13 protein-coding genes and 1 tRNA gene are annotated in these 21,315 nt (G+C 68.3%); 2 read left to right on the top strand and 12 right to left on the bottom strand.

The features are described from left to right. Positions 1–21: 21 nt before the first annotated feature. The 10 genes from AWC03_RS03120 to lipQ form a co-directional block, all read right to left on the bottom strand. The gene (locus AWC03_RS03120; RefSeq protein ID WP_085239070.1) at positions 22–693 is read right to left on the bottom strand and encodes a DUF8185 domain-containing protein; all 672 of its coding nucleotides are present in this window, start codon (positions 691–693) and stop codon (positions 22–24) included. Beyond that, positions 681–1,094 (bottom strand): acyl-CoA thioesterase, encoded by a 414-nt coding sequence (locus tag AWC03_RS03125; protein ID WP_085239071.1) that lies wholly within the window; start codon positions 1,092–1,094, stop codon positions 681–683. Before AWC03_RS03125 ends, AWC03_RS03120 begins: the two co-directional genes overlap by 13 nt. After that, on the bottom strand, positions 1,091–5,953 hold the full coding sequence (locus AWC03_RS03130; RefSeq protein ID WP_085239072.1) for an NAD-glutamate dehydrogenase: 4,863 nt from the start codon (positions 5,951–5,953) through the stop codon (positions 1,091–1,093). Before AWC03_RS03130 ends, AWC03_RS03125 begins: the two co-directional genes overlap by 4 nt. Positions 5,954–6,071: 118 nt before the next feature. Next, a complete protein-coding gene (gene ettA, locus AWC03_RS03135; RefSeq protein ID WP_085239073.1) occupies positions 6,072–7,748 on the bottom strand; it encodes an energy-dependent translational throttle protein EttA in 1,677 nt (558 codons plus the stop codon). Between the two features lie 113 nt (positions 7,749–7,861). Next, positions 7,862–8,341, bottom strand: a complete 480-nt coding sequence (locus AWC03_RS03140) for a single-stranded DNA-binding protein (protein ID WP_085239074.1) — start codon at positions 8,339–8,341, stop codon at positions 7,862–7,864. A 154-nt stretch (positions 8,342–8,495) separates the two neighbouring features. Then, the gene (locus AWC03_RS03145) at positions 8,496–10,532 is read right to left on the bottom strand and encodes a bifunctional copper resistance protein CopD/cytochrome c oxidase assembly protein (protein WP_085239075.1); all 2,037 of its coding nucleotides are present in this window, start codon (positions 10,530–10,532) and stop codon (positions 8,496–8,498) included. 29 nt (positions 10,533–10,561) lie between these two features. Continuing rightward, entirely contained in the window at positions 10,562–12,913 is a 2,352-nt protein-coding gene (locus AWC03_RS03150) for a glycerol-3-phosphate 1-O-acyltransferase (protein ID WP_085239076.1), read from the bottom strand. Next, entirely contained in the window at positions 12,910–14,574 is a 1,665-nt protein-coding gene (locus AWC03_RS03155; RefSeq protein ID WP_085239077.1) for an HAD-IB family hydrolase/lysophospholipid acyltransferase family protein, read from the bottom strand. Before AWC03_RS03155 ends, AWC03_RS03150 begins: the two co-directional genes overlap by 4 nt. Next, positions 14,571–16,040 carry a WS/DGAT/MGAT family O-acyltransferase gene (locus AWC03_RS03160; protein ID WP_085239078.1) on the bottom strand — a complete coding sequence of 490 codons (1,470 nt, stop codon included), beginning with the start codon at positions 16,038–16,040 and terminating at the stop codon, positions 14,571–14,573. The genes AWC03_RS03155 and AWC03_RS03160 overlap by 4 nt, the downstream gene beginning before the upstream one ends. Positions 16,041–16,180: 140 nt before the next feature. Next, entirely contained in the window at positions 16,181–17,428 is a 1,248-nt protein-coding gene (gene lipQ / locus AWC03_RS03165; RefSeq protein WP_085239079.1) for an esterase LipQ, read from the bottom strand. A gap of 186 nt (positions 17,429–17,614) precedes the next feature. On the opposite strand from lipQ, the gene AWC03_RS03170 reads away from it, so the two are divergent. Further along, positions 17,615–17,688 (top strand) — tRNA-Arg (locus tag AWC03_RS03170). On the opposite strand, the gene AWC03_RS03175 is transcribed toward AWC03_RS03170, so the two are convergent. Together AWC03_RS03175 and AWC03_RS03180 are read right to left on the bottom strand one after the other, a co-directional pair. Beyond that, a complete protein-coding gene (locus AWC03_RS03175; protein WP_085239080.1) occupies positions 17,689–18,867 on the bottom strand; it encodes a serine hydrolase domain-containing protein in 1,179 nt (392 codons plus the stop codon). Then, positions 18,864–20,345, bottom strand: coding sequence for a biotin carboxylase (locus tag AWC03_RS03180; RefSeq protein ID WP_090421587.1), 1,482 nt, complete (start codon positions 20,343–20,345; stop codon positions 18,864–18,866). The genes AWC03_RS03175 and AWC03_RS03180 overlap by 4 nt, the downstream gene beginning before the upstream one ends. 351 nt (positions 20,346–20,696) lie before the next feature. Between AWC03_RS03180 and AWC03_RS03185 the strand changes: the two genes are divergently transcribed. Then, positions 20,697–21,140 (top strand): hypothetical protein, encoded by a 444-nt coding sequence (locus AWC03_RS03185; protein ID WP_085239081.1) that lies wholly within the window; start codon positions 20,697–20,699, stop codon positions 21,138–21,140. Positions 21,141–21,315 lie beyond the last annotated feature (175 nt).

Consider the following 21,315-nt stretch of genomic DNA (forward strand, 5'->3'; position numbering starts at 1 on the left):
AGGTGATCGCCGCCCGGAGCGTCAGCTCAGCAGCAGAGCGGGGTCCCCGCGGCGCCGGTACACCGAGCCGAACCGGGCGTCGATGCGCAGCCAGGTGGGCAGGATCCGCACCCGGATCATCTCGTCGGCGCCGACGGCGTCCGGGGACTGCGGCAGGAAACCCATTGCGGTCAAAGCGAACACGCACCGCATGGGCAGCCCGACGCTGGTGTCGGGCGCGCTCACCTGAATGACCTCCTGGTCGAGCAGCGACACGGGCGGGCCGTGAGAACTGCTGTGCTCCTTGGCAAGCCGCGCGCCGCGCTGCGCCAGGTCGAGCACCACCCGGGCGGGTATGTCCTCGATGTGGGTGAAGCCGGCGTCCGGGGGCAACGCCCCCCGCCACGCCGAGTCCATCGGGAACCCGGGATCGACGTAGCCCGAGTCATCCATCGCGGTCAGGCCGCGCGCCAGGGCGTCGGCGCCCACGGACAGGTCCTCGGGCCGCACCCGGCCGACCACCACCCGGCTGGCCAGGACATCGAAACCCGTTGCCACCCAAGCCGTCAGCAGCCCTGCGGATCGGTTGCGGAGGCGAATGACCGCGGTGTCGTCGAGGCGCAGCGCATGATCGACGAACGCGGCCAGGTCCCTGCGCTGGGCGGGCAGGTCCTGTGGCCCCAGCCAAACGCCGCGATCAACTACCGAATCCACCGCTGCAAATACTCCCGATGATGCGCGGAGAGCCGCACCAGCCGCTCCTCCTCGATATGGACCGCCGCCAGTTGCGACTCGGCGATGACGGCGGGCTTGGATTCCGGATCCGCGGACACCGAGCGCACCTCGTAGCCCAGCGTGAAGTCGACGGCCCGGAGCCGCTTGGTCCACATCGTCACCTGCAGCGGCGAATCGACCAGCCGCAGCTGACCTTTATAGGTCACCTTGACTTCGGCGATCAGCAACCCGATGGTCAAGATGTCGACCTCGAACGCTTCACGCAGGAACTGAACCCGCGCCTCCTCCAAAATCGTGACCATGGTGGCGTGGTTGACGTGCTGGTACATGTCGATGTCCGACCAGCGCACCGGTACGGGGGCTACGAAGCCGACGCTCAACTCGACGAACCTCTTCCGCTGGTGCGGGTCATGCGCCGGATCTGACGCGCGGCCACCGACAGCGTCGCAAGGTCCTTCTCCCCGCTTTCCTGAATTTCGATGAGAGTGCGGCGGGCCCGCTCCACCCTCGATGCGGACAGGTGTTCCCACTCGGCGATCTTCTCCTCGCCGCTTTCGTCCGGCTCCCCCACCGCGAGCACGTCGAAGCACAGCGACCGCAGCGATGCGTAGATGTCGTCGCGAATCGCTAAGCGCGCCAAGGAATGCCAGCGATCGTTGCGCGGCAGTTCGGATACCGCCGTCAGGAGGCTGTCGGTGCCCAGCCGGTCCATCAGCGCGAAGTAGGTGTCCGCGACCTCGGCGGCGTCGATGTCGTTGATGTCACCGATGTCGATGATGTCGAGCAGGCTGAAGCGGTACAGGCCGGCGGCGATCATGTACGCCAGGTCCTCGGGCGTTCCCTGCGCCGCGAATTCGGCGGCTTCCTTCTCGACGATGGCCTTGTCGTCGCCGCGTAGCCACTCCGACATCCGGGGGGTCAGTTCCTGGACCTTCGCCGCGAACCGGTTGATCTCGGCGCCGACGGCCAGCGGCTGTGGACGGTAGTTGAGCAGCCAGCGGCCGGCGCGGTCGATGAGCCGGCGGGTGTCCAGCGTGAGCCGGTCCGACAGGGCGACCGGCAGATTGGCCGCGCGGATGCGCCGCCAGATCTGGCCCACGCCGAAGATGGCGTCGGTGGCGACGTAGGTCCGCACCGCGTCGACCGGCCCGACACCGACGTCCTCGGTGATGCGGAACGCGTAGCTGATGCCGGCGGTGTCGACCAGGTCGTTGATCAGCATGGTGGTGACGATCTCGCGGCGCAGCTGGTGGGTGCGGATCTCGGGGGTGAACCGTTCCCGCAGCGGCGTCGGGAAGTACAGGGGCAGCCGGGAGGCGAACACGTCCTGCTCGGTCAGTTCGGTGTTCAGCATCTCTTCTTTGAGCCCGAGTTTGACGTGCGCCATCAGGGTGCACAGCTCGGGCGAGGTGAGACCGATGCCGGCCTCGCACCTGCGGTCGATCTCCTTCTCCGAAGGCAGCGCTTCCAGTTCGCGATTCAGCCCCCGCTCGTCGACCAGGTACTGAATCTGCCTGCCGTGCACCGGCAGCAGGCTCGCCGCGTTGGCGCGGCTGGTGCCGATCAAGTCGTTCTGATCCTCGTTGTCGGTGAGCACCAGCTGCGCGACCTCGTCGGTCATCGACTCCAGCAGCTCTTTGCGCTCGCCGGGGTCGACCTTGCCGGCGGTGACCAGCGAGTCGATCAGGATCTTGATGTTGACCTCGTGGTCCGAGCAGTCCACGCCGGCGGAGTTGTCCATGGCGTCGGTGTTGACCCGCCCGCCCGACAGGTCGAACTCGACCCGGCCGAGCGCGGTCACGCCCAGGTTGCCGCCTTCGCCGATCACCTTGGCGCGCACCTGACTTGCGTTGACCCGCACCGGATCGTTGGCGCGATCGCCGACGTCGGCGTCGGACTCGGATTCGGCCTTGATGTAGGTGCCGATCCCGCCGTTGAACAACAGATCGACCGGCGCCTGCAGGATCGCCTTGATCAGGCTGGGCGGGGTCATCTCGGTGACGTCCTCTTCCGAGCCGTCGATGCCCAACGCCTCGCGCACCTGCGGGCTGACGGGGATGGATTTGTGCTCGCGGCTGTACACCCCGCCGCCCTCGCTGATCAGCGACTTGTCGTAGTCGTCCCAGCTGGAGCGGGGCAGGTCGAACATGCGCTTGCGTTCCCGCCAGGAGGCCGCGGTATCGGGATCGGGGTCGAGGAAGACGTGCCGGTGGTCGAAAGCGGCGATCAACCTGATGTGTTCGGACAGCAGCATGCCGTTGCCGAACACGTCGCCGCTCATGTCACCGACGCCCACGACGGTGAAGTCCTCAGCCTGGGTGTCGACGCCCATCTCCCGGAAGTGGCGTTTGACGGCCTCCCACGCCCCCCTGGCGGTGATGCCCATGGCCTTGTGGTCGTAGCCCACCGATCCGCCCGAGGCGAACGCATCCCCCAGCCAGAACCCGTAGGACTTGGCGACGTCGTTGGCGATGTCGGAGAAGGTGGCGGTGCCCTTGTCCGCGGCCACCACCAGGTACGCGTCGTCGCCGTCGCGACGGATCACCTCGGGCGGCGGGCTGACCTTCTTCGTTTTGTGATCGACGTTGTCGGTGACGTCGAGCAATCCCGAGATGAACAGCTGATAGCAGGCGACGCCTTCGGCGCGGGCGGCTTCGCGGTCCTCCGCCTGGTCGCCGGTCGCCATCGGTGGCCGCTTGACGACGAAACCGCCCTTGGCCCCGACCGGCACGATGACGGCGTTCTTCACCGCCTGCGCCTTGACCAGGCCGAGGATCTCGGTGCGGAAATCGTCGCGCCGGTCCGACCAGCGCAGCCCGCCGCGTGCCACCGGGCCGAAGCGCAGGTGCACGCCTTCGACCCGCGGCGAATAGACGAAGATCTCGTATTTGGGCCGGGGCAGGGGCAACTCGTCGATGAGCTGGGCGTCGAGCTTGAGGGCCAACACATTTCGGGCGCGGGCCGAGCCCTCTCGCGTCACGAAGTAGTTGGTGCGCAACGTCGCCTGCACGAGCGAGGCGAACGCCCGCAGGATGCGGTCGGTGTCCAGGCTCATCAGCGCGTCGATGTCGGCGGCGACCGCGGCAGCCGCGGCCTGGGCGTCGCGGTTGGCCGACGTACCGGACGGGCGGGGATCGAAGAGCGCCTCGAACAGGACGACCAGCGATCGGGCGGTGGAGGGGTGCTCGTTGAGCACCGACTCGATGTAGGACTGGCTGTACGGAAACCCCGCCTGTCGTAAGTATTTCGCGTAGGCGCGCAGCAGCACGACTTGCTGCCAGGTCAGCCGCGCGCGCATGACGAGCTCGTTGAAGCGGTCGATCTCGACACGACCTTGCCAGATCGCGGTGACCGCGTCGGCGAATCGTTGGGCGGTCGCCTCCCGCTCGGCCGCCGTCTTCGCCGGGGCGATGGTGGGGTGCGTGGAGATCTTGAACTGGTAGATCCACACCGGCAGCCCGTCCGGGCGGGTCACCGTGAAGGGCCGCTCCTCGAGCACTACCACGCCCATGCTCTGCAGCATGGGCAGCAGCTGGCTCAGCGAGGCGGTGCGCCCGCCCAGGAACCAGGTCAGTTGGGCGGCCCCCTCCCCTCCGCGCTCGGAGAACACCAGCTTCACCGAGTTGTCTTGCAGCTCTTTGATGATCGCGATGTGCTCGATGGCATCGGCAGGGGTGACGGCCTGTTTGTAGACCTCGGGGAAGGCGGTCGCGTAGTGCTCGGCGTCGCCATGGTCGACGGAGCCTTCCGCGGCCGCGGCGATCAGCCGGTCGGTCCAGGTGCGCGCGGCCTCGCTCAGCATCCCCTGGATGCGGACCCGGTTGTCCTCGGAGACGTCGACCGGGGCCGCGGCCTCTTCTTTCTGGGGCAGCCGGACCATGAAATGCATTAGGGCCCAAGGCGATTCGCTGACCCGCGCGGTGAATTCCAGTCGCGTGCCACCGAATTCGCGCACCAGGATGTCCTCGATCTGCAGCCGCACCTGCGTGGTGTAGCGATCGCGGGGCAGGTAGACCAGGCACGAGACGAAGTATTGGAGCCGGTCGGCGCGCAAGAACAACAGCGCACGCCGTTGCGATCCCAGGTCCACCACCGCTTTGGCCATCGCCAACAGCCGTTCGGCGCTCAGCGTGAACAGTTCCGAGCGCGGGACGGTCTGGATGACGTCGAGCAGCAGCTGGCCGGGGTGGATCGGGTCGCTGTCGGCCAGGGCGAGCGCGTCGCGGACCCGGGTCGAGACCGTGGGAATCTCCAGGACGTCGGCGTTCATCGCGGCGACGGTGAACAGGCCGACGAAGCGGTGCTCGACGACGCCGTCTTCGCCGCCGACGTTTTCCCGGACCGCGATGGCGTACGGGTAGGCGCCGTAGCGCAGGTAGCTGCCGACGACCGATTGGGCCAGCACCAGCAACGTGTCGTCGTCGGTCAACCGGGGGCGGGACCCGGTGCGGGCCCGCAGGACGCCCAGGCCCGGTGAACCGTCGCCGAAGACCAGGCCGTCGTGGACACGGCAGCGTTGGTAGCCCAGCAGCAGGAAGTTGCCGTTGCCCAGCCAGCGCAGCAGCGCCGCGACGTCCTCGCGGTCGGGGGCCGAGAAGCGGCCGTGCGCGTTGGTTTCGACTTCCGCGGCCAGCCCGGTCAGGGTGTCGATCAGCACGCCCGCGTCGCTGGCGACCTGTTGCACGTCGGACAGGACCTTGGGCAACAGCCGTTCGACTTCGGCCAGGCCCTTGCTGTCGACCGACGGCAGCAGTTGCACGTGTATCCATGCCTCGCCCACGTATTGCGGGGCGCCGGGCGGCTTCGAATCGATGCTGACAAGGTCGCCCTTCGGGTTGCGCTGCACCTCGAAGACCGGGGTCATGATGGCGGCGTAGGGCACGCCGAGCCGGTGCAGCAGCACCGTGACGGAGTCCAGCAGCATGCCGCCGTGATCGGTGACGACTTGCAGGGCCGGCCCGAACCCGGCCGGGTCGTCCGGCGGGTAGACCGCGACCCGGCTCTGGCCGGAGGGGCGGTGGCGGCCGAGCTCATAGTGGGCACCGAGCATGCCGGGGGTCACGATGGCGTTGGGGACGGTCAGGTCGATCGGACCGGATTGCCCCGCCCCGGGTTCGTCGCCCTGCGGACCGCGATAGCTCTCGATGTAGGCCCGCGCAATCCAGTCCGGTATGTCCTGCTGCTGGCTGAAGGCGGTCCACGGCTTGAGGGCCTGCTTGGCTCCGGGATCGATCGTCATGCCGATGGCTCCCAACTCATGACAGATGCCATTGTGCTCAACCGCCCACTCTGCCCCGCAACGGGGGCGCCCCCACAGCCGCCGTCGGGGCCGCTTCGACGGGGCTGCGCAGCTGACACTAGTCGCGCGTGAGCTTTCGGTGGGTCAGCCTGTGCGGCCGCGCCGCGTCGACACCGAGCCGTTCGACCTTGTTCTCCTCGTAGGCACCGAAGTTGCCCTCGAACCAGAACCACTTGGCCTCGTTGTCCTCGTCGCCCTCCCAGGCCAGGATGTGCGTGCACGTGCGGTCCAGGAACCAGCGATCGTGGGAGATGACCACCGCGCAGCCCGGGAACTTCTCCAGGGCATTCTCCAGCGACCCCAGGGTCTCGACGTCGAGGTCGTTGGTCGGCTCGTCGAGCAGGATCAGGTTGCCGCCTTCTTTCAGCGTGAGCGCAAGGTTCAGCCGGTTGCGCTCACCACCGGACAGCACGCCGGCCGGCTTCTGCTGGTCTGGGCCCTTGAAGCCGAACGCCGAGACGTAGGCGCGGGACGGGATCTCGTTCTGGCCGACCTCGATGTAATCCAGGCCGTCCGAAACGACTTCCCACACGGTCTTTTTGGGATCGATACCGGCGCGGGACTGGTCCACGTAGCTGAGCTTGACGGTTTCTCCGACCTTGACCGTCCCGCTGTCGGGCTGCTCGAGCCCGACGATCGTCTTGAACAGCGTCGTCTTGCCGACACCGTTCGGTCCGATGACGCCCACGATGCCGTTGCGGGGCAGCGTGAAGGACAGGTCCTTGATCAGGGTGCGCCCGTCGTAGCCCTTGTCGAGATGGTCCACCTCGACGACCACGTTGCCCAGCCGCGGCCCGACCGGGATCTGGATCTCCTCGAAGTCGAGCTTGCGCGTCTTCTCCGCTTCGGCGGCCATCTCCTCATAGCGCTGCAAGCGGGCCTTGTTCTTCGCTTGCCGCGCCTTGGCCCCTTGCCGCACCCAGGCCAGCTCCTCGGTGAGGCGCTTCTGCAGCTTGGCGTCCTTGCGGCCCTGCACCGACAGCCGCTCGGCCTTCTTCTCCAGATAGGTCGAGTAGTTGCCCTCGTAGGGATAGGCACGACCGCGGTCGAGCTCGAGGATCCACTGGGCGACGTTGTCCAGGAAATAGCGGTCGTGAGTCACCGCCAGCACCGCACCCGGGTAGGCGGCCAGGTGCTGTTCCAGCCACTGCACGCTTTCGGCGTCCAGGTGGTTGGTCGGCTCGTCCAGCAGCAGCAGGTCGGGCTTGGACAACAGCAGCTTGCACAGCGCCACGCGGCGCCGCTCGCCGCCGGACAGGTTCGTCACCGGCTCGTCCGGCGGCGGGCAGCGCAGCGCGTCCATGGCCTGCTCGAGCTGCGAGTCGAGGTCCCAGGCGTCGGCGTGGTCGAGCTCCTCCTGCAGCCGGCCCATCTCCTCCATCAACGCGTCGGAGTAGTCGGTGGCCATCAGTTCGGCGACCTCGTTGAAGCGGTCCAGCTTGACCTTGATGTCGCCGAGCCCCTCTTCGACGTTGCCGCGCACCGTCTTCTCTTCGTTCAGCGGCGGCTCCTGCTGCAGGATGCCGACGCTGGCGCCGGTCGCCAGAAAGGCCTCGCCGTTGTTGGGCTTGTCCAGCCCGGCCATGATCCGCAAGACGCTCGACTTCCCGGCGCCGTTGGGGCCGACGACACCGATCTTGGCGCCCGGATAGAAGCTCAACGTGACGTCGTCCAGGATCACCTTGTCGCCGTGCGCCTTGCGGACCTTTTTCATCGTGTAGATGAACTCAGCCATGCCGCGGTTATGCCTTTCTGCAGAGTGATCTCGCGGACCATCCTAGGCACCGCCCGACGGCCCTCGGCCCGCCCCTAAGCCGACCGTCAAGCCGGAACGGACGGCCGGCGCCGTCAAGCAGCGGCGTTACCGGGCGAGGCCGGTTCCTCGCGAGCCTTCAGGTCCTCGTCACCACCAACGTCGGCGGCACCCACCGAAGTTCCGCCGACGGCCACGGGTTCCACGTCGGGACCGGTGTAGCCGGGCTTCTCGATCCGCACGATGGTCCGCGACAGGTCCGGTCCGACCGCCGTCGCACGCATCTCCAGCGACGAGCGGCGATTGCCGTCGCGGTCCTCGTACTCGCTGGTGTAGACGTGGCCCACCGCGATCACCGGCGCGCCCTTGCCCAGCGCGGCACCCACGCCGGTGACCAGCTTTCCCCAGCAGTTGACGGTGATGAACAGCGAGTTCCCGTGTTCCCAGCCGCCGTCGGCGGTACGGCGGCGGGAATTGCTGGCCACCCGGAATTTGATGACATCCTGATCGCCGACGCGGCGGCGCTGCGGGTCGTTGACGATGTGTCCGACGACGGTGAGTGAGGTTTCGAACATTGGGCTGATCCCTTCTCGGTTGCTATTGGGCGGAAAACGCGTTCACCGCCCGTCCTGGCTGCCATTGAGCCCGGCGCCACCGACGGGATCGGCGTATCACCGACCCGAAACGGGTTCGAGCGATCGCCCCTGTGGAAGGAACCGCGACTGTGGATCAGTCCGCGGGCTGGTGGGAGCGCTTCGGCGTCTCGTCGCGCCGCGCCAACTCGGCCAGCATCGCGTTGTAGGCGACCAACTCGGCGTCGTCGTCGCGGTCGGCGGCGCGGTCCAGCCGGCGGGCCGTGCGTTTGTCGCTGCGCGCCCACTGCACCAACAGCGCGAGCATCACGATCACCAGGGGCACCTCCCCCGCCGCCCAGGCGATGCCACCGCCGAGTCGCTGGTCCCCCAGCAGGTCGGTGTGCCAGCTCAATCCGAGCGACCGGTAGTAGTCGGCGCCGAGGACTTTGCGGGTGCCCATCAACACCACCCCGAAGAACGCGTGCAGGGGCAGGGACGCGAACACCACGCCCACCTTGGCCAGCGGGGGGATCGGGCGCGGGGTGGGGTCGACCCCGATGACGATCCAATAGAAGACGTAGCCGCTGAGCAGGAAGTGCACGTTCATCGCCAGGTGCCCCGCGTGGCTGCTGACGGCGGTGTCGAACAGGTCGGAAAGGTACAGCCCGTAGAACCCGGCGACGAACAACACGGTGGCGACCACGGGGTTGGTGACGAAGCGTGAATAGCGGCTGTGCAGCGCGGCCAAGAGCCATTCCCGCATCCCGGGCGGGTCGTCGCGGCCCGCGGCGGGCAGCGCCCGCAGCGCCAGGCTGACCGGGGCGCCGAGCACCAGCAGGATCGGGACCAGCATCGACAGGCCCATGTGGGCGATCATGTGCACGCTGAACATCGCCGGCATGTAGCGGCCGATCCCCGAGGAGGTGACGAACAGCAACGTGAAACAGCCGAGCAGCCACGCGGCGGTCCGGCCCGGCGGCCACGCATCCCCCCGGCGGCGCAGCCGCAGCACGGCGGCCACGTAGAGAACCGCGAAGACGATGGCGGCCGTGCCGAAGATCAGGTCGAAGCGCCAGTCGAACAGGATGCGCGCCGGAGTCAGCGGCCCGTCGAAGTCGTAGCCGATCTCGGCCTCGGGGATCGAGGGCAGCCGGTTCGGCGGGGGCGGCGGCGCGGTGCGGCCCAGCCCGACGGCGACGCCGAACGTCAGCCCGAAGACCGCGGCCTCGGCGAGCGCCAGCCGGAGCAGGGCGCGACGCGCGTCGGGAAGATCCGGTTCCGCCTGCAAGCGGGACACCGCCGAGCGCCGCTGGCGCCAACCGAGGATCCCCAGCACGCACAGCGCGGCGAACTTGGCGAGCACCAGGCGCCCGTAGTCCGAGGTGAACAGGTCACCGATCGGGACGCGCACCACAGCGTTCACCACACCGCTGAGCGCCATCGCGACCCAACACCACAGCGCGATCGCGGAGAACCGCCGTGCCGCCAGGGCGACATACCCCCCGCCGCGCAGCCCGTACGCGGCGAGCGCGAGCAGGCCACCGGCCCACAGCGCGGCGGCCACCAGGTGGATCAGCAGGCTGTTGGTGGCCAGGTCGTGCGCCCCGCCGGCGGACGAGTGGCCGGTCAACCCCAGCGGGATCAGCGTCAGCAGGGAGCCGGCGAACAGCAGCGGCGTCCACGACCAGCGCAACACCGGCAGGCTGGCCAGCATCACCACCGCGGCCAGCGCCGCAGTCCAGCGCCACGCGGAGGCGTTGGTGACCAGACCGGCCACCGACCAGATCCGCACCGGGTCCAGGAGCGCGACCAGCGGCCGCCCCGACACGTCGGAAATGGTGAGCGGGACCAGCAGCGCGGCGCACACCGCCCACACCCCCGACGCGACCGTTCCCAGGCGAAGCGCCCGATAGCCGTCGGCGTCCAGGACGCCGTTGCGTTGCGGCGGCACGAAAAAGGCCGCGAACAGGAACGACCCGACCGCGAGCACCGCGGCGATCTCCCCGGCCGCCCGGACGAACGGCAGCCCCAGAGTGGTAGCGGGGCCGGGGTTCGGCAGGCCGGTGGCCGTCAGCGCGTCGGCCAGCGACAGGGCTCCGATGCCGGCGGCCGTGCAGCCGGCCAGCACGGCAACGCCGGTCAGCATCGGCCACACCAGCGCGCGTGGGGCCACAGCCCGATCGACCGTCATACAGCCAGGGTATGGCCGTGCGCCGGCGGCTATCGAGGCAGGCGCTCCTCACGCGCCTTGGTCTCGCGGGCGACGAACTGGTCGCGGGCGATCCGTCCGACGTGATCGGAGTCCCGCAGGATGCCCCCAAGTTCCCGCCGGAAAGCGATCCGCCGTTCGGCGAGATCGGGCGCGGGTGCGATCAGGTCCTGATCGGCGACCACCTGGTACGCGGTGGCGAACAGCAGCGTCGACACCGATTCGCTGCTGCGGACGCGCGTCTGCGCCACGTATTGTCGGCCAACCCCGAGCGCGGATTCCGTCAATTCCTTCTGATCGACGTCGGGTGGCGCGTCCCGCAGCACGTCGGCGACGATCTCGTACGCCTCGAAGAACACCCGCAGCATCGCGTCCGCCATCAGCGGCCGCTTGGCGAACAGCAGCGCGTCGATCTCCTCGCCGCCGGCGGCGACGTGGGCTTCCCAATCGTCGTGCCAGGCCATCTCTTCGGCGATGTTCTCCCGAAACGCCGCCGAGTCCGCGAAGTAGAAGTCGAACTTCAGGAGGTCGCGCAGCCGCATCGCCTGATCCCAGAAGGCCTGCATGCGGTCGCCCTCGACGTGCCGGGCGTGGGCCAGCGCGAGTTCGACGATCGACGTCTCCAGGAAGGCGTGGATCAGCGAGTTGCGGTAGAACGCCGCCGCGTGCTGTTCGTCGGGGGCGATGCGCCACACCGGCTCGCGGCCGCCGTCGACCCGGGTGATCGGGTGCCCGTTGGACAACGCGTCGACCGCCGCCCGCACCCCGTCGCGCGAGCGCAGCCGCAACGCGCTCGTCGACATGGGGGTCTGCTTGCGTTCCAGATAGTCGAGCGAGTCCTGCAGGGTGTGGTGCAGCTGGTCGAGCGTCAGCGCCGCGCCGCGGGTGGTCAGCAGCAGCGCACACACCAGGCCCGTCGCGGTCACCGGCGTCGCCTGCAGGATCCGCCAGGCGACCTCGAATGACATCTTCTGCAGCGCAAGCCTTTTCGCGTCCTGGTCGTGGGTCATGGGGCCGTGGGCCGGGCCGAGGTATTGGCGCATCGACACGGCTTCGGGAAAGCGGACGTAGATCTTGCCGTAGTTGCGCTCGCCCTGCGCGCGGATGAAGTTGTACAGCCAGCCGACGCCTTCGGGCGTCTTCTCGCCGCCGCGGGCGTAGGCCGCGTACTCGTCGGTCTCGTGCAGCTGGTCGAAACTGATGGACACCGGCTGCAGGAGGATGTCCTCGCTGCGGCCGTCCAGGTAGGCGTCGGCGACGTAGGACAGCAGGCCGAGCTTCGGGGGCAGCATCTTGCCGGTGCGCGACCGGGTGCCCTCGATGGACCAACTCAGGTTGAACCGCTTTTCGACGATGTAGCCGACGTATTCGCGCAGGACGTACTTGTAGAGCGGGTTTGCGCCGATGTTGCGGCGGATGAAGATGACCCCGGACCGGCGCAACAGCGGACCCATCGCGCCGAATGACAGGTTGATCCCCGCGAACACATGCACGGGCGGCAGCCGATTCTCCTGCATCGCCACGGGGACCACCGCGCCGTCGATGTAGGAGCGGTGCGAGAACAACAGCACCGCGGGATGGGTTTCCAGGGCGGCGCGCATCGCCGCGACCTGATACCCGTCGTAGTCGATCTCCGGATCGAACCCGCGGCTGATCGCCCTGCTGAGCACGGACACGAGGTCGACGGACACCCTGCTCCAGCCGGTGGAGAGTTCGTCGAGCATCCGGCCGGCTTCCTCGACGGTCGCGCCGGGGATCTTCTTCAGCCCGGCGCGAAACCGGCTGGACTCCAAGATCTCCGGCTTCACCAGCCGCGGAGACTTGTACTGCGGCCCCAGGATTCGATACTCCACTCGTTCCAGCGCCAGCAGCGCGCGGCGGATCACGAACCGGGCGAAGTCGGTCTCGTTCTCGCCGACGGTGATGTCGCGCCATTGCTGGCGCAGTTCGGACACCTTTGCCGGTTCGCCGGCCACCACCCGCGCCCGCCGGGGGGCGTTGCGCACGATGTGCAACTGCTGACGGTCGTTGGGGTGGTAGGGATCCCGCCCGGGCAGCAGGCCGGCCAGCTTGGCGATCCTGCCGCGATCCGGTGGCGGCAGCCAGAACACCCGTACCGGCACGATGGAACGGTCGCCGTCGCCGCCGGCCTCGAGACGCTCGATCAGTGCGGTCAGCGCGTCGGGTGGCGCGTTGGGCGGCGGCAGTTCGAGGACGTCGAATCTGGCCCCCGGCTTGTCGCCGCACTGTTGAGCCATCCAGCTTGTGACCAGTTGACGCTCGACCGGCGACGCCATGGACGCCAGCACCAGCGAGTCCTCGCCGGTGAGGACCGCGGTGGTATCCGCGGCCGGTTCGGTCACGGCTGCCCTTCGGTCGGTTCGGCGTTGACGGCTTCCTCGGCGGGAGGGGGTTTCGGCGCGGCCTTCTTCGCGGGCGCGGCCTTCTTCGCCGTCGCCTTCGGGACAGCTTTGGCCGCAGTCTTTTTCACCGGCGCCTTGGCCTTCGTCGCGGTCTTCTTCTCCGCGTACAGGCCGACCTGGGGCAGCTCGTCGCCGACGGGCCAGTCGGCCAGCGTGTCCAGGTACAGCTGGCGAACCTCGGCGATGCGCTCCGGCAGGTTCTCGACGGTCCAGTCCTGCACCGAAATCGGCGGAAACACCGCGACATCGACCGTGCCGGGATTGACCACGGTGGAGTTCCGGGCGGCGACGATCTCGGCGTTGCGGATCACGATCGGAACGATCGGGATGCCGGCCGCCATGGCCAGGCGGAACGGCCCCTTCTTGAACGGCCCGACCTCGGTGGTGTCGACCCGGGTGCCTTCGGGGGCGATCACGATCGACAGCCCCTTCCTGGCCCGGTCCTCGACCTCGCGCATCGTCTCGACCGCCGCGACGGGATCGTCGCGGTCGATGAACACGCCATCGAGCAGCTTGCCGAGCGTCCCCATGACCGGGTCCTTCTGCAGCTCCTTCTTGCCCACGCCGATCCAGTTGTCGCGCACCAGCGCGCCGGCGATGACGGGGTCAACCTGGTTGCGGTGATTGAAGATGAACACCGCCGGCCGCTGCGCGGTCAGGTTCTCCTGGCCGATGACGTTGAGGTGCACGCCGGTGATCGCCAGCGACAGCTGGGAGAACGTCGAGGTGAAGAAATTGACGCCGCGCCGGCGGTTGCGGGTCAGCACGCCGATGCCCACGGCACCGGCGGCGACCGGGAACATCGAGCCGAAGCCGGCGAGGGTGCGCAGCTGGCGCCGCAGACCCACCGGACCCCGGCTGCTGAATCGCAGGATCGGCCAGCCGCGGCGCTTGGCCACGGCGGCCATCTTGCCCTCGGGATTGGTCGGGCGCGGGTTGCCGACCAGATACATCAGGGCGACGTCCTCGTCGCCGTCGGCGTAGAAGTAGCTGTCCTTGAGGTCGATGCCGTTCTCGGCCGCAAACCGTTGCACCGCAGCGGCTTTGCCGGGTCCCCACAGGATCGGCTTCTGCACGCCGCCGGTGAGGATCCCGTCCTCGGTGGTCTCGAACTTGTTGGTCAACATGTTCGAGATGCCCAGGAACCGCGCCACCGGGTTGACCTGGATGGTCAGGGCCGAGGAGCTGAGCACCACGGTGTGCCCGCGAGCCACGTGCGCGCGCACCAACTCGCGCATCTCCGGGTAGATCCGTGACTCGATGCGCTGCACGAACAGTCGCTCACCGATCTCCTCCAGGTCGTCGAGCACGCGGCCGGCGAGCGCGGCGGCGGCCTTGCCGATGAGATCCTCGAACTCGATGCGGCCCAGCGTGTGACTCAGGCCGGCCTGCACCATGCCGAGCAGCTCACCCACGCCCATGTCGCGGCGCAGCAGCCGCTCCTGGGTGAGGATCACCGCCGTGAAGCCGGCCACCAGCGTCCCGTCGAGGTCGAAGAACGCGCCGATCTTGGGGCCCGGCGGGCTGGCCATGATTTCGGCGACCGAGCCGGGCAGACGCATGTCCCCGCCAGCAGTTCCTTCGTCTTTCTCGGCGCTCATGAGCCCGCCACCGTCCGCGCCGACGTCGCCGGTTCGGTGAACGAGGCGGGCACCGCGTGGGGTGCCGAATCACTGGCCAGCGCCAGGATTTCGTCGAAGCCCTCCAACAGGCATTGGGCGAACAGCGGCTCGTTGCGCACCGCCGCCCGGTCGTAACGCACGGTGATGGTGCACCAGCCGCCGCGCGAGATCAGCACGACCATCATCGCCACCCCCGGCAGCGGGCCGATACCGTACTGCCGCAACACCTTTGCGCCGGCGATGTAGGTGTCTCCGGGGTACACCGGGACGTTGCTGGCCTGCACGTCGGAGCCGATCACCGAACCGGTGAGGCCCTCGAGCACCGCGGTCGGCAGGACGCTGAGCAGTGGCGCGACGGAACCGATGATGTTCATCGCGGGCTCGTCGCGGCGCTGCGTCATCTGCGCGCGGATCTTCTTCATCCGCGAAACCGGGTCGACGGTACCCACGGGCGCGGCCAGGTTGACGCCGGTGAACCGGTTGCCCCCGGCCGTGTCGGCCTCGGCCCGCAGGTTCACCGGCACCGCCATCGGCAGCGTGCTGATGGGCACGCCGAGCGCCTCGTGGTAGCGGCGCAATGCGCCGCAGAGGCCGGCGAGATAGGCGTCGTTGATCGATCCCCCACCGGCCTTCGCGGCCCGGTGCAGGTCGGCGAGCGGAATGTCGATCGCCTCGGTGCGGGTGGCCAGGCTGCGCCGCCGCAGCAGCGGCGACGGCTCGGCCGCCCGGTTGAGCACCCGCATGCCCGAGAGGGCGTAACCCACGACGCCGGACACGGTGGACGCGGGTTCGAGGACCGCACGCCCGGCCGCCGAGACCGCCCCGGACACCGCGCTCAGGACGCCGCCGACCACGGCGGTGGGCAGGTGGTTGATGCCTTGGCGCATCAGGTCATTGGGCGTGAGGTCCTGCGGAATGGGCAGCGGGGGCGTCGGCTTGGCCGGCGGGTTGCGCTCCAGGTCGTAGATTTCGGCGAACATCTGCACCCCGCCGACGCCGTCGGTGACCGCGTGGCTGACGTGCAGCAGCGTCGCGGCCTTCCCGTCGGGCAGACCCTCGACCAGGGTGGCCGTCCACAGCGGCCGGGAGATGTCCATCGGCGACTGCAGCATCACCTCGGCGAGGTTGAAGACGTCGCGCATCGTGCCGGGTTCGGCCACCCGCATCCGCCGGACGTGGAACTCGAGGTTGAAGTCGGGGTCCACCACCCAGCGCGGCGACGCCGTCGGCAGGGTCGGCACGACCACCTTCTGCCGCAGCCGCAACACCCGTCGGGAGGCGTTTTCGAATCGGGTCAGGAACTTGTCCCAGTCCGGCGTGGTGTCCAGGAGCTCCAGCGCCATGATCCCCGACCGCGTCCGCGGATTCGCTTCGCCCCGATGCATCAGATAGTCGACCGGTCCCAGCTGGTCGGACAATTTCACGACCCCATCGGACTCAGTCATCGCTCTCCGACCGACCCGCCAAGCCTGTCACCGAAGATCAAGCCTCCTGCCTCGGACCCACCACCAACCCCATCGCCAACACAACGCTAGTCGGGTTGCCGCGCTGGTGAAAGGAGCGGTCGGGGCCGGGCGCCGCCGGCTCAGCTGGCCGACGTGGCCGCCAGCGGGACGAAGTCCAGCAACGGGCTGACGCGCCGCCCGTACACGACGCCCAGGAAATCCGCGACGGCGTCGGCGGCCAGCCGCGAGCGGACCGTCGAGAGGATGTCGAACGCGTGGTGGGCGTTGGCGAGTTCGGCGTGGGCCACCGTGGCGGCGCCGGCCGCACGCAGCGCGGCACAGAAGGCGCGGGCCTGGCTGCTGGGCACCAATTCGTCCTTCTCGCCGTGCAGCACGAAGAAGGGTGGCGCCCCGCTGTGCACGTAGGAGACCGGCGACGCCGCCCGGAACCGCTCGGGCTCGTCGGCGTAGCGGGCCTTCATGACGAAATGCTCCAGGAACGGCAGCATCAGGTCGTGCATGTGCTCGGCGTCGGTGAAGTCGTACACCCCGTAATAGGGCGCGACGGCCTGAACCGTGGTGTCGGCGCTTTCGAATCCGGGCTGGAACGCCGGGTCGTTCGGGGTGAGGGCGGCCAGCGAGGCCAGGTGCCCGCCCGCCGACCCGCCGGTGATCGCGATGAAATCGGGATCACCGCCGTAGTCGGCGATGTTTTGGCGGACCCAGGCGATCGCCCTCTTCACGTCGATGAGGTGCGCGGGGAACGTCGAGCGCGGGCTCTTGCAGTAGTTGATCGAGACGCAGATCCAGCCGAGTTCGGCCATGCGGCTCATCAGCGTGTAGGCCTGCACCCGCTTGTCGCCGACGGTCCACGCCCCGCCGGGAACCTGGATCAGCACCGGCGCCCGCCGCCCCGGCGCCAGGTCGTGGCGCCGCCAGATGTCGAGCAGGTTGTCGCGTCCACCGGGACCGTAGGGGATGTCGGAGGTCTGCGCCGCGTACCGGCGGTGCGGCCCGGGCCTGTTCAACATCCCGCCGCGCGGGGCGCAGACGGGCCTGATGCCGGCCGGGTGGCAGACCTGCTCGCGGAAGTCCGGACCGAGGGCTTCCTCGAGCGCGGCGCTGAGCGCCCGGTCCGCCCGTTGCGCCGCCCAACTGGCGCCGATCCGTCCGATGGACGGGTGCGCGACGCGCGACAACGCGTGCCCCGTCACGACGTGCGGGGGAAACTCCGTGGAGAGCCAGCCGGCGAGGCAGCCCAGCGCCAATGGCGAGCCGCGCAGCAACAACGTGCCGACCCGATAGGCATCCATCGCATCGCCCGCCAGGCGTACGGCCTGGTTACCAGCCCACGAGCACCGTGAAGCCACGTGCGTGGTCACGCTCATAGCAACGCCACCCCTCGACGGTATGCACACGCATCCTTGCGGTTAACGGCCGATGACCGGCCGATGTTCTACGTGTGTCGAGGTTCCCAACCATAGCCGATAACCGCGGCGCGCGAACGCTTTTCGCGCGCGGCGCGGCGGCGAGTCGGGCACGACACGCCGGTGGAATAGAATGACCTGCACATTGCCTCCGTAGCTCAGGTGGATAGAGCAAGGGCCTTCTAATCCCTAGGTCGCACGTTCGAGTCGTGCCGGGGGCACTAACGCGCGATTCCGGCCAGTTCGCGTGCCACCGCGTCGAAGGCGCGCAGCGTGTCCAGCATGTGCGGCTCGTGGGAGTGCGGCTGGGCGGACACCTTGGCCGCGACCAGCTCGGCGGGGCGGTTGACGTAGATCATCTGGCCGCACATGCCCAGGCACAACACGACGTCGTTGCCCGGGTAGGGAAACCACATCTGGTTGCGGTACATCCCGCCGGGCAGATCGGTGTCGTGGTCGGGGCTGGCGGCGAACGCCGCACGCGAGTCGGGACTGCCGTCGAGGGTGTCGGCGATCCATGCCGGTGGCACCACCTGCCGGCCGGTCAGCGACACGCCGTCGCGCAGGAACAGCGAGCCGAACCGGATCATGTCCGTCAGGCATGCGCTGATGCCGCCGTCGAAAAATCCGGTGCCGGCGGGATCGACACCGATGGTGGCGTCGCTCTGGGCGCCGATGCGGGTCCACAGCAGTTCGGACATCAGGTCGGTCATCCGCCGGCCGCCGGCGACCTCACAGATCCACCCGAGGACGTCGGTTTCGCACGAGCGATATTCGAACGGGCCGCCATGCGGCGACTTCTGGCGCAGGGTCAGCAGGAAGTCGTGCACCGTGGCGGGTCCGTCCGCCTTCCTTTTGGGCGCCCAGCCCATCGCCTGGTCGAGCAGGTGTATCTCCGCGGCCGGGTCGTCGTAGTTCTCCGAGAAGGCGATGCCGGACCTCATGTCCAGCAGGTGGCGCACCGTCGCACCGTCGTAACCGCAGTCCGCTAGGGCGGGAACGTATTTCGTCACCGGCGCGTCAACCTCGATCGAACCGGCGCCGTGCAACGCGCCGACGACGGCCGCCACCATCGACTTGCTCACCGAGAACAGCAGATGTCGCCTGTCCGCCCTGAGGTGGTCGAGATACTCCTCGGCCACCAGCGAGCCGCGGTGCGCGACGGCCCAGCCGTCGGTAACGGTGGCGGCCATCACCGCGCCGACGGTCGTGGTCGCCCCGTTGGTGCTGGTCACCCGGATCTCGGCCACCGGCGCAGGGGCCGCGGGCAGCGCCGCGACCGGCCCGGTCCCGCGCGCGATGGTCACCGTCGGAACCATGTCTTCGACGTGCTGGAACGACCACCGCGAATACGGCGGCGACAGCCAGTTGTCCAGTGAGATTCCCGCCGGGACGCTCACGCGCGGGCGACGAGCCGCGAGACGATCGGCGCGGCGGGCGTCAGGGGCGTTGAGGTGAACTTCGCCTTCATGCCCTTGACCCAGCGCTGGCACCGCTCGCTGAGCTGATAGTCGTCGGTCTGCAAGTGCGCGCGGGTGATGAGCACGCCGAGTTGGGCGCCCTCGGAACGCAAGTCGCCGGGCGCCGCGACCCGCATGTAAAAGGCCTCGGAGCCGTCGAGGAGCGTGGCCCAGTCGTTGGCGGTCCGCGAAAAGGAGACCCGACCGTCGTCGTCGATGCGCCATACTCCGGTGCGTGGTGTTGCGGTGAAGATCTCGATATCCGGCGAGGTCTCGGTGAGTATCACCTGGCCCCAGACCTCGTCCTCGCCGTAGCCCCGCTCCCAGCGCGCGTTGATCTCGTCGATGTCGAGCTCGTACTCCACGTCCATGTACTCGAGCAGGTGAAACAGAAACAGCGGCATGTCGGCGTAGGCCTCGGTGGTCAGGTTCGTCATCGGACTCGCGCCGCTCAGGCGAGGATTCACCTCGCCGAGGTAGAGCTCGTCGGAGTCGAGGTCATGCAGCAGGTCCACCTCGAAGTAACCGAGATAGCCCTCGCGGCGCATGACGTCGCCCAGCTTTGTCACCATTTCTCGCGCGGCGTGCGTCTGGGCGGGCGGAAGCACCTCGTGCCAGATGTCGTTGCCGCACCAACTGCCCCGGCTCGGCGTCAGCTCCGAATAGCCGACGAGACTGGTCATCGCGGGCCCGACCACGGTGCCGTGGCGGGTCACGGCGCCCTCGAGGCACACCTCCACATTGCGGATGCGCTTCATGACCTTGAGGTCCTGCCCGACCAGGTCACCGGCGTGCTCGTCCCAGTCGCGCTGACCGTGCACAAAGAACGTCCCGCTGCCGGCATTGCCATACGCGATCGAGATGACGAGGTCATCGCCCAAGCCGGCGTCTTGTGCGAGCGCCAGCAGTTCGTCGTACGAGCCGGCCCGCCCGATCGTGTTGGGCACGCTCGGTACCCCCGCCTCCTCGGCCAGGCGCGTCATGACGATCTTGGAGCCCAGGCGATTGCGCAACTCGATCGGCGGATGCATGACCTCGAGGCCCGCGGACCGCGCGAGGGCCTGGATTTCCTCGTTCATCATCACAAAGCAGCACTTGCCGCCGGGACCTTTACCGGCGATGAACTCGAGCGTCTCGGGGTCGGACAGGAGGTGGCTGCACACCTCGTCCATGGAGTCGAAATCGCGGCGGTCGCGCCGCCGCGGCACGAACACGCGCGAGTGGGTGCCCTCGAAAGAGTCGAAGTAGGTGAGGTAGAAGAAGTTCCGTATCCAGCGATCGACGCCGAGCAGGTTGAACGGCGTCGGCGAGATGAAGTACAGCGGCACCTTGTTGGTGTGGAAGAACGCGCGTATGTCCGAAAGGCCGTTCAACTGGCGGGGCGGCTCCGGCGCAGACCCGCCGGCGGGCACCATCACGCCGCTCGCGCCGCCGTCGGCGCCTGCGGCCAGCGGTGGCATGGCGGCGGGGGCGCCCCGGTCGGCGTGTGGGCGGTCAGATCGCGTGTCTTCATCCCACAAGTCTGGCCCGCCCCACCGCCGGGCGAAAGTGCGGAGTGCGCGCGAGGCCGCGATGCGCCTTCTCTGGCCGGCCCGTCGCACGAACGTCACCCGGTGGAAATGGTTTTTAACAACGGTTTCATCGCTGCGCGTCGCCCAGAGTTTGCCTATTAGACGGTTCGGGAACCACAATTGGCGTGTCGTGCGAGCAGATGACGCCAGCAGGGGGATCATGACTTAAAGGCGTCTCTATTCGAGGGGTGGTCGATGATGACGTCGGACGACTGGCAACCGGTGGTACGAGTTGGAAAACCAAAGTTCGTAGCCGGCCTGGGAAATAGGATCAAAGTCGAGGTCAAGACACGGGGGTGGCTAAGCCGAGACTGGCGCGGCTACTTCGGTCTACAGGTATCGCGGCAACGGCTCGATGCCAGATACTCCTCTTATCCCTGCTGGGATGAGGTCCAGCGCATCGAGGGCACGTGCGCCCTCGACGAAGCGGAGCGCTACATCGAAATGATCGATGCCGCAATCCACTACGCGAACACCAGATTGCGCAGTGACGCGGTGCCCAAGACGGTCGTTTCCGGCGCGCAGCCGGATCAACGGGCGTGGGCGGTGAGACGGCGCCAGGCGGCGCTCGATGAACTGGCGACGAAGTTGGCGAGACCCGAGGTCGAGGAGAACGTCGCCTCTTTAAATACATCTTTGTAATCAACGCGGTCCGATCGCGCGGACTGCGATCGAGGTCTGAACGAGGAAACCGCTAACGCATTCGTTCTTGCACAACGATTCTTTGCTGAATTCCGCGGCCACCCCAATAGCGTTCGCGTTTGTCGGCGCTAAGCAATCCGCGACGGCGCCGAAGCGCAGGCAATTAATCGGCTGT

The organism is Mycobacterium europaeum (genome assembly GCF_002102155.1).
GTDB classification, from domain to species: Bacteria; Actinomycetota; Actinomycetes; order Mycobacteriales; family Mycobacteriaceae; genus Mycobacterium; species Mycobacterium europaeum.